This is a genomic window from Azohydromonas aeria, from assembly GCF_009760915.1.
Classification (GTDB): domain Bacteria; phylum Pseudomonadota; class Gammaproteobacteria; order Burkholderiales; family Burkholderiaceae_C; genus Azohydromonas; species Azohydromonas aeria.
The window spans coordinates 1-5,474 of sequence record NZ_VIDQ01000155.1 but is presented as its reverse complement, the minus strand read 5'-3'; the positions used below and the strand labels follow the sequence as shown (position 1 = coordinate 5,474).

The window sequence follows — 5,474 nt, the reverse complement described above, 5'->3', positions numbered from 1 at the left end:
GAGACGCTCACTTTTATGCGAAGTCCAGGGCCGTACCGACGCGCCGCAGACCACGATCTTCACGGCACCCACCAACCTCAAGTCACCCGACTTCGCATAAAAACGGACTTCGCATTATTCGCGTCATGCACCCTTGAGCATGACGCGAAGAACTGGCTGTTCGCGGGCAGCGCGCTGGCCGGACAACGCGCGGCGGTGGTGATGAGCTTGGTGCAGTCGGCACGGCTCAATGGGCTGGACCCGTGGGCCTACCTTCGCGACGTGCTCTCGCGCATCCACTCGCACCCGAGCCACCGGCTCGATGAACTGTTGCCGCACCGTTGGCGCTCAGGCTGAAGACGATGGGCGTGATCACGCAGTCGGTGATGGTCCAGGCCGACATCGACGTCAGGCGCATGGGCCAGGCACAGAAGGTCAGCTTGGCCGACGAGATCTTCGCCAAGCAACCCAACATGCTCGCCTCCATCCTTGTGCTGCCTCGCATGGGAGTCGGCATGGTGCAGCTGGAGGTGCCACTGCACATCCTGCTGGTCACGTTCCAGGCGATGAAGCTCAGCGGCCGCCAATGGCCGGTGATCACTGAAGACGTGCAGGAGACGTGCATGCAACGCCTGACGGCGCGTGCACGCTTCAACGAGGGCTTGCCGGGCGAACTGGCGACCCAGGTGGTCCAGCAGTTCTGCGACGAGCATCCCGAGCGCTACCTGCTCGCCTTCGTCTACGGCTACCTCGGCGACCACGACCTGCTGGCCGTGCGCACCGACGCAGAGAAGTTCCTGCTGCTGGCCGCCCTCAACCTCGTGGAGTGCGTCGCCTTCGTGGGAGCCGCGACTGCATCTTGATGATCACGGGCGCGAGCCCTGTTCAAGATGGGACGGCTGGACGCTCACACATAGAGAACGCGGCCTCGGGGCCCTTCGACATCCGTTGGCTTGGCGGGCGCCGCTTCAGCGGGCCGCACTGCCGGGATAGTTGCTGCAGCGTGGCGCCCGTGCTGTGCCTGTGGCAGGCGCACCCGCACGCAGGTGCCCACGTTCGGCTCGCCGTTGACCGACATCGAGCCGTCGAGGAGCTCTACGAGCCTGCGGGTGAGCGCCATGCCAATGCCCGTGCCCTCAATGCCGCTGCCTTCGCGCCCCAGGCGGTTGAAGGGTTCGAACAGACCCTGCAGTTGCTCGGCCGACATCCCTATCCCGGTGTCCGCCAGTTCCAGCTCCACCTGGTCGCCGGCCTCGCGCAGCACCACCGTGACGGTGCCCCCGCGTCGGTTGTACTTGATGGCGTTGCTCAGGATGTTGAGCAGCACCTGGCGCACGCGGTTGCGGTCGGTACGCGCGTGCACCGGCGGCAAGGACTCGCTGGGCATGAGCAAGCACACGCCCTGCTCCTGCGCCAGTGGCTCCAGCAGCAGCAGGAGCTCTTGCACCAGCGCGCACAGGTCGACCGACTCCATGCGCAAGTCCACGCGCCCGGCCTCGATGCGGGAGAGGTCCAGGGCTTCCTCAGTGAGCGAGCGTAGCTGGGGTGATCGCAGGCTTGGCTCGCGCTTCAAATATCTTTGGAAAATTCAACCGCATGCTCAATGCCGCGCCAACTGCCCGTCGAGATCCTGCAGGAACTCGTGAATGTCGATGGGTTTGGTCCAATAATCGTCAAAGCCAGCCATGCGCGCACGCTCGACGATGTCGGGCATGGCGTTGGCTGATAGCACAACGCAGCGCAAGGACCGCGTCTGCGGATCCTGCTGTAGCGCCTGCAGCACGTCCAGGCCGCTGATGTCGGGCAGGTTCATGTCGACCAGCACGAGGTCTGGCCTCAGCCGCGCAGCACACGCCACGCCGCTTTTGCCGTTCTCAGCAACATGCAACTCGCATTGCGGACGATGGGCTGCCAACAGGTGCTGCATCAGCAGCGCATTAACGGGGTCGTCCTCGATGTAGAGAACGACGGTCTTGCGGGCGGGCGGCATGGCTCTGGCTTTCGCTTCCCAAAGGGATCAGTCACGGCAATGCCGCGGTGGCATTGGTCAGGCGTCGTACTCGATATAAGGGCTCGCGGGTGCTACGCACCGGCTGTCGCATCCATGGAGATGCTGATGTTGCAGCCACCAAACCATGACGGCTCGGTGCTTTCCTGCCTGGCGAGCCACACGAGCCATGCAGCCAGTGTTTCATGAAGAGGGCTACATACGTCTTGCCGTGCACCGCCAGGACTGTTCCTTTGTCACGTTTGCAGGGTGCAAGTTGATTCTTCTCAAGCCCGGCTGCCCAGTGAAGTCGTCGATGCCGGCCGCGGCGGACTGTCCCGACGACGGGTTTGCTGCGTATGGATGCGCCGCGTTGCAAGGCGTAGACCAACCTCCCGCCAAGCTTGCCCCCAGGCCCGGCTGGCACGGCCTACCCTGCTGCTTGTCCAGGGCGCGCGAGCATCTCCTCGACCCGGGTGCCCAATGCGGCCAGGCCCACAGGCTTGATGAAGAGGCTGACCGGGCCGTGCACCAGCAGCTCTTCGCCGGCGAAGCCCGACATCATGATGATGGGCGGATTCGGGCGGCGCTGGTGCAGGCGCAGCGCCATCTCGCGTCCGTCCATGCCTGGCATGGACAGGTCAGTAATGACCAGGTCGGCCGGATCGGCGGCATCGGCCTCCAGCGCGGCACTGCCGTTCTTCGCCACCCTGACGCGGTAGCCGATGCTCTCGAAGTAGTAGCTGAAGACGTCCACCACGTCCGGTTCGTCGTCCACAATCAGCAGGTGGTGCATGGCGCGCTGTCCTTCCTCGTTCGTGCCCCTCAACCGCACGGCGCTTGGCGCAATGGCAGCGTGACGCTGAAGACGCTGCCGCGGTCCGGTGCGCTGTCCAGCGCCAACACACGCCGCCCTTCAGCAGCCGGGCTGGCCCGGCATGCATGGCCACTTCCCTGACAGGCTGCGCCTGGAGTATCCGTCTGCGCGCCTGGTGCAGACCCGAGACAACAGCAGCTGTAGACACGCCGTCATCAGCTACGGCGCTCGTACGGGCTGACCAAGGCTGGCGCGCCGGTGCAGATGCCTGCTTCCGGGATATGAGTGGTCTGCGTCCAGTCCAAGGCATGCCTGATGCTGCAAAGCCTTCGCTGGTCGGTGCATCCCAGTGGTGCCGCGCCATTTCAATCAAGAACACTACCTGGGACACAAACCATGATTTCGCCTGTCGATCCGGGCCGCGCGCCGGACTTCCGGGTGCTGATGGACCACTTGGCGGCTGGCGTGGTGGTCCACGCGCCCAGTGGTGAGGTGGTGTACGTCAACCCGGCAGCCTGCCGGCTCACAGGACTGGAATGTGCGGACATGCTCGCCCGAGCACTGGACGACCCCGTTTGGCGGCTGTTTCGCGCCGACGGCTCGCTTATGCCCGTGGCCGAGTACCCGGCTCGCCGGGTGCTTGCCACGATGCAGCCGCTGCACAACCAGCTCGTGGGCGCTCAGCATCCGATCACTGGCGTGATGGCATGGGTACTGTGCAGCGCGTACTTGGAGCACGAGGCCGACGGCACGCTGCGCCATGTGGTCATGATGCTGCTGGACGTGACGGACCGGGTGCAGGGCGAGCGCGAGCTGGCCTGGAGCGAATCGCGCTTTCGCCTACTCTACGAGCATGGCAACGACGGCGTGCTGCTGACGCACCCAGACGGCTCAGTCGAGAGCGCTAATCCTGCGGCGTGCCGGCTGTTCGGGCTGAGTGAGGCCGAACTGATCGCACGGGGACGCCAGGGGCTGGTGGACGAGGCTGATCCGCGGCTGGCACAACTGCTGCGCGAGCGCGATGCCACTGGACGGGCACTGGGGCGGCTGCGTATGCGCCGCGGCGACGGTGTGCTGTTCGAGGCCGAGGTCAGCTCGGCGCTGTACCGGGACGCGGATGGGCAGTCCTGCGCCAGCATCATCGTGCGGGACGCTTCAATGCGTGAGGAAGCGGAGGCCGCCCAGGCCGCCCGAATCGCTGCAGAGCGTGCCAGTGAAGCCAAAAACACCTTCATCGGCCGGCTCAGCCACGAGTTGCGCACACCGCTCAATGCCATCCTTGGCATGACGCAAGTGCTGCGGGCGGAGGCCGCCCAGCGCTTGACGCCTGCGATGCTGGAACGGCTGGGCCACGTGGCCGAAGCGGGGCGCCATCTGCTGCGCCTGATCGAGGACTTGCTGGACCTCAGCCTGATCGAGGCCGGCCGGCTGCGGGTGTCGCTGCAGCCCGTGGCCCTGGCGGCGCTGGTGCGGGAAGTGCTCGTTCAGTTGCAGCAGTTGGCCGCGGGGCGGGCGCTGGCAGTGACGATGCACGATGAGGCGCAAGACGCCTGGGTGCTGGCCGATGCGGGACGACTGCGCCAAGTGCTGTGGAACCTGTTGTCCAACGCGGTCAAGTACAACCGCGAGCGGGGGTCCATCGAGGTAACGCTGCAGTGCCAGGGCGACTGCGCCATCGTGGCCGTGCGCGACAGCGGGATGGGCATGGACGAGTCGCAACTGGCCCGGCTGTTCCAGCCCTTCGAGCGGTTGGGCCGCGAAGAGTCCCGCGTACCGGGCGCAGGCATCGGACTGACACTGAGCCGGCACCTGGTGCAGGCCATGGGCGGGCGTATAGGCGCGCAGGCCCGTCCCGGCCAGGGCAGCGAGTTCCGCGTCGAGTTGCCGCGGTGCGCGCCGCCCCTGCCGGTGGCCCGGGAGGCGTCGGACACCGCAGCCGAGGCAGAGATGTCTACCGTGGGTGCTGCGGCGCGCACCTTGGTGTATGTGGACGACGACGCCGTTAACCGGCTGGTGTTGCGCGGCATGGTGGAACTGCAGCCGGGGTGGCGGCTGCTGGACGCCGAGGACGGCGAGCAGGCACTGGCGCTGGTACGCAGCAGCCGGCCCGACGCCGTGCTGGTGGACATGGTCATGCCCGGCATGGACGGGCCGGCGGTACTGCAGGCACTGCGTGCTGACGAGGCCACGTGCGCCATCCCCTGCATCGCCGTGACGGCGCTGGCAGCGCCACAGGACGAGGCCCGGGCCCGGGCCGCCGGCTTTGACGGCTACATCACCAAGCCGCTGGAACGCGAGCGGCTGCTGGCGGAACTGCGCCGGGTTCTGGATCCTGGACCCGGGCCAGCCGCCTGAGTCTTGACCCCGGGGTTGTTGTGAGGAGTCGGTGTGCCGGCTGTCAAACGGGACTCAGCAGGCGTGCCAATTCCTCTGGTTCAACTGGCTTGGTAATGAACGAGTGCAAGCCTGCGGCTGCGGCCGCCTGGCGGTCTGCCTGCTGTCCATGTCCTGTCACGGCGATGAGCCGCACACCGCCCAGTTTCGGCAACTCCCGAATGCGGCGTGCCAGCTCGTAGCCGTCCATTCCGGGAAGACCGATGTCGAGCAAAACGACGTCGGGCTGAAAAGCCGCTGCCGTGCGCAGTGCCATCGGCCCGTCTTGCGCCACTTCCACGTCGTGCCCCGACATGC

At 66.3% G+C, this 5,474-nt stretch carries 6 protein-coding genes and 1 pseudogene; 3 read left to right on the top strand and 4 right to left on the bottom strand.

Going from position 1 to position 5,474, the window contains the following annotated elements; all coding sequences use genetic code 11:
- Nucleotides 1–147: 147 nt before the first annotated feature.
- Together FJ694_RS35875 and FJ694_RS35870 are read left to right on the top strand one after the other, a co-directional pair.
- Nucleotides 148–336 (top strand): annotated as a pseudogene (locus tag FJ694_RS35875) (transposase domain-containing protein); the annotation flags it as partial.
- Between the two features lie 5 nt (nucleotides 337–341).
- On the top strand, nucleotides 342–842 hold the full coding sequence (locus FJ694_RS35870) for a hypothetical protein (RefSeq protein WP_157272300.1): 501 nt from the start codon (nucleotides 342–344) through the stop codon (nucleotides 840–842).
- A 44-nt stretch (nucleotides 843–886) separates the two neighbouring features.
- On the opposite strand, the gene FJ694_RS35865 is transcribed toward FJ694_RS35870, so the two are convergent.
- From FJ694_RS35865 to FJ694_RS35855, 3 genes are all read right to left on the bottom strand, one after another.
- Nucleotides 887–1,453, bottom strand: coding sequence for a sensor histidine kinase (locus tag FJ694_RS35865; RefSeq protein ID WP_157272299.1), 567 nt, complete (start codon nucleotides 1,451–1,453; stop codon nucleotides 887–889).
- Nucleotides 1,454–1,579: 126 nt separating this feature from the next.
- Nucleotides 1,580–1,969 (bottom strand): response regulator, encoded by a 390-nt coding sequence (locus FJ694_RS35860; RefSeq protein ID WP_157272298.1) that lies wholly within the window; start codon nucleotides 1,967–1,969, stop codon nucleotides 1,580–1,582.
- A 427-nt stretch (nucleotides 1,970–2,396) separates the two neighbouring features.
- Nucleotides 2,397–2,762 carry a response regulator gene (locus FJ694_RS35855; protein WP_157272297.1) on the bottom strand — a complete coding sequence of 122 codons (366 nt, stop codon included), beginning with the start codon at nucleotides 2,760–2,762 and terminating at the stop codon, nucleotides 2,397–2,399.
- 336 nt (nucleotides 2,763–3,098) lie between these two features.
- Here FJ694_RS35855 and FJ694_RS35850 point away from each other — a divergent pair, with 336 nt between their 5' ends.
- Nucleotides 3,099–5,138, top strand: a complete 2,040-nt coding sequence (locus FJ694_RS35850; protein ID WP_157272296.1) for an ATP-binding protein — start codon at nucleotides 3,099–3,101, stop codon at nucleotides 5,136–5,138.
- A 43-nt stretch (nucleotides 5,139–5,181) separates the two neighbouring features.
- On the opposite strand, the gene FJ694_RS35845 is transcribed toward FJ694_RS35850, so the two are convergent.
- The coding region (locus FJ694_RS35845; protein ID WP_157272295.1) for a response regulator at nucleotides 5,182–5,474 on the bottom strand (293 nt) is incomplete at its 5' end.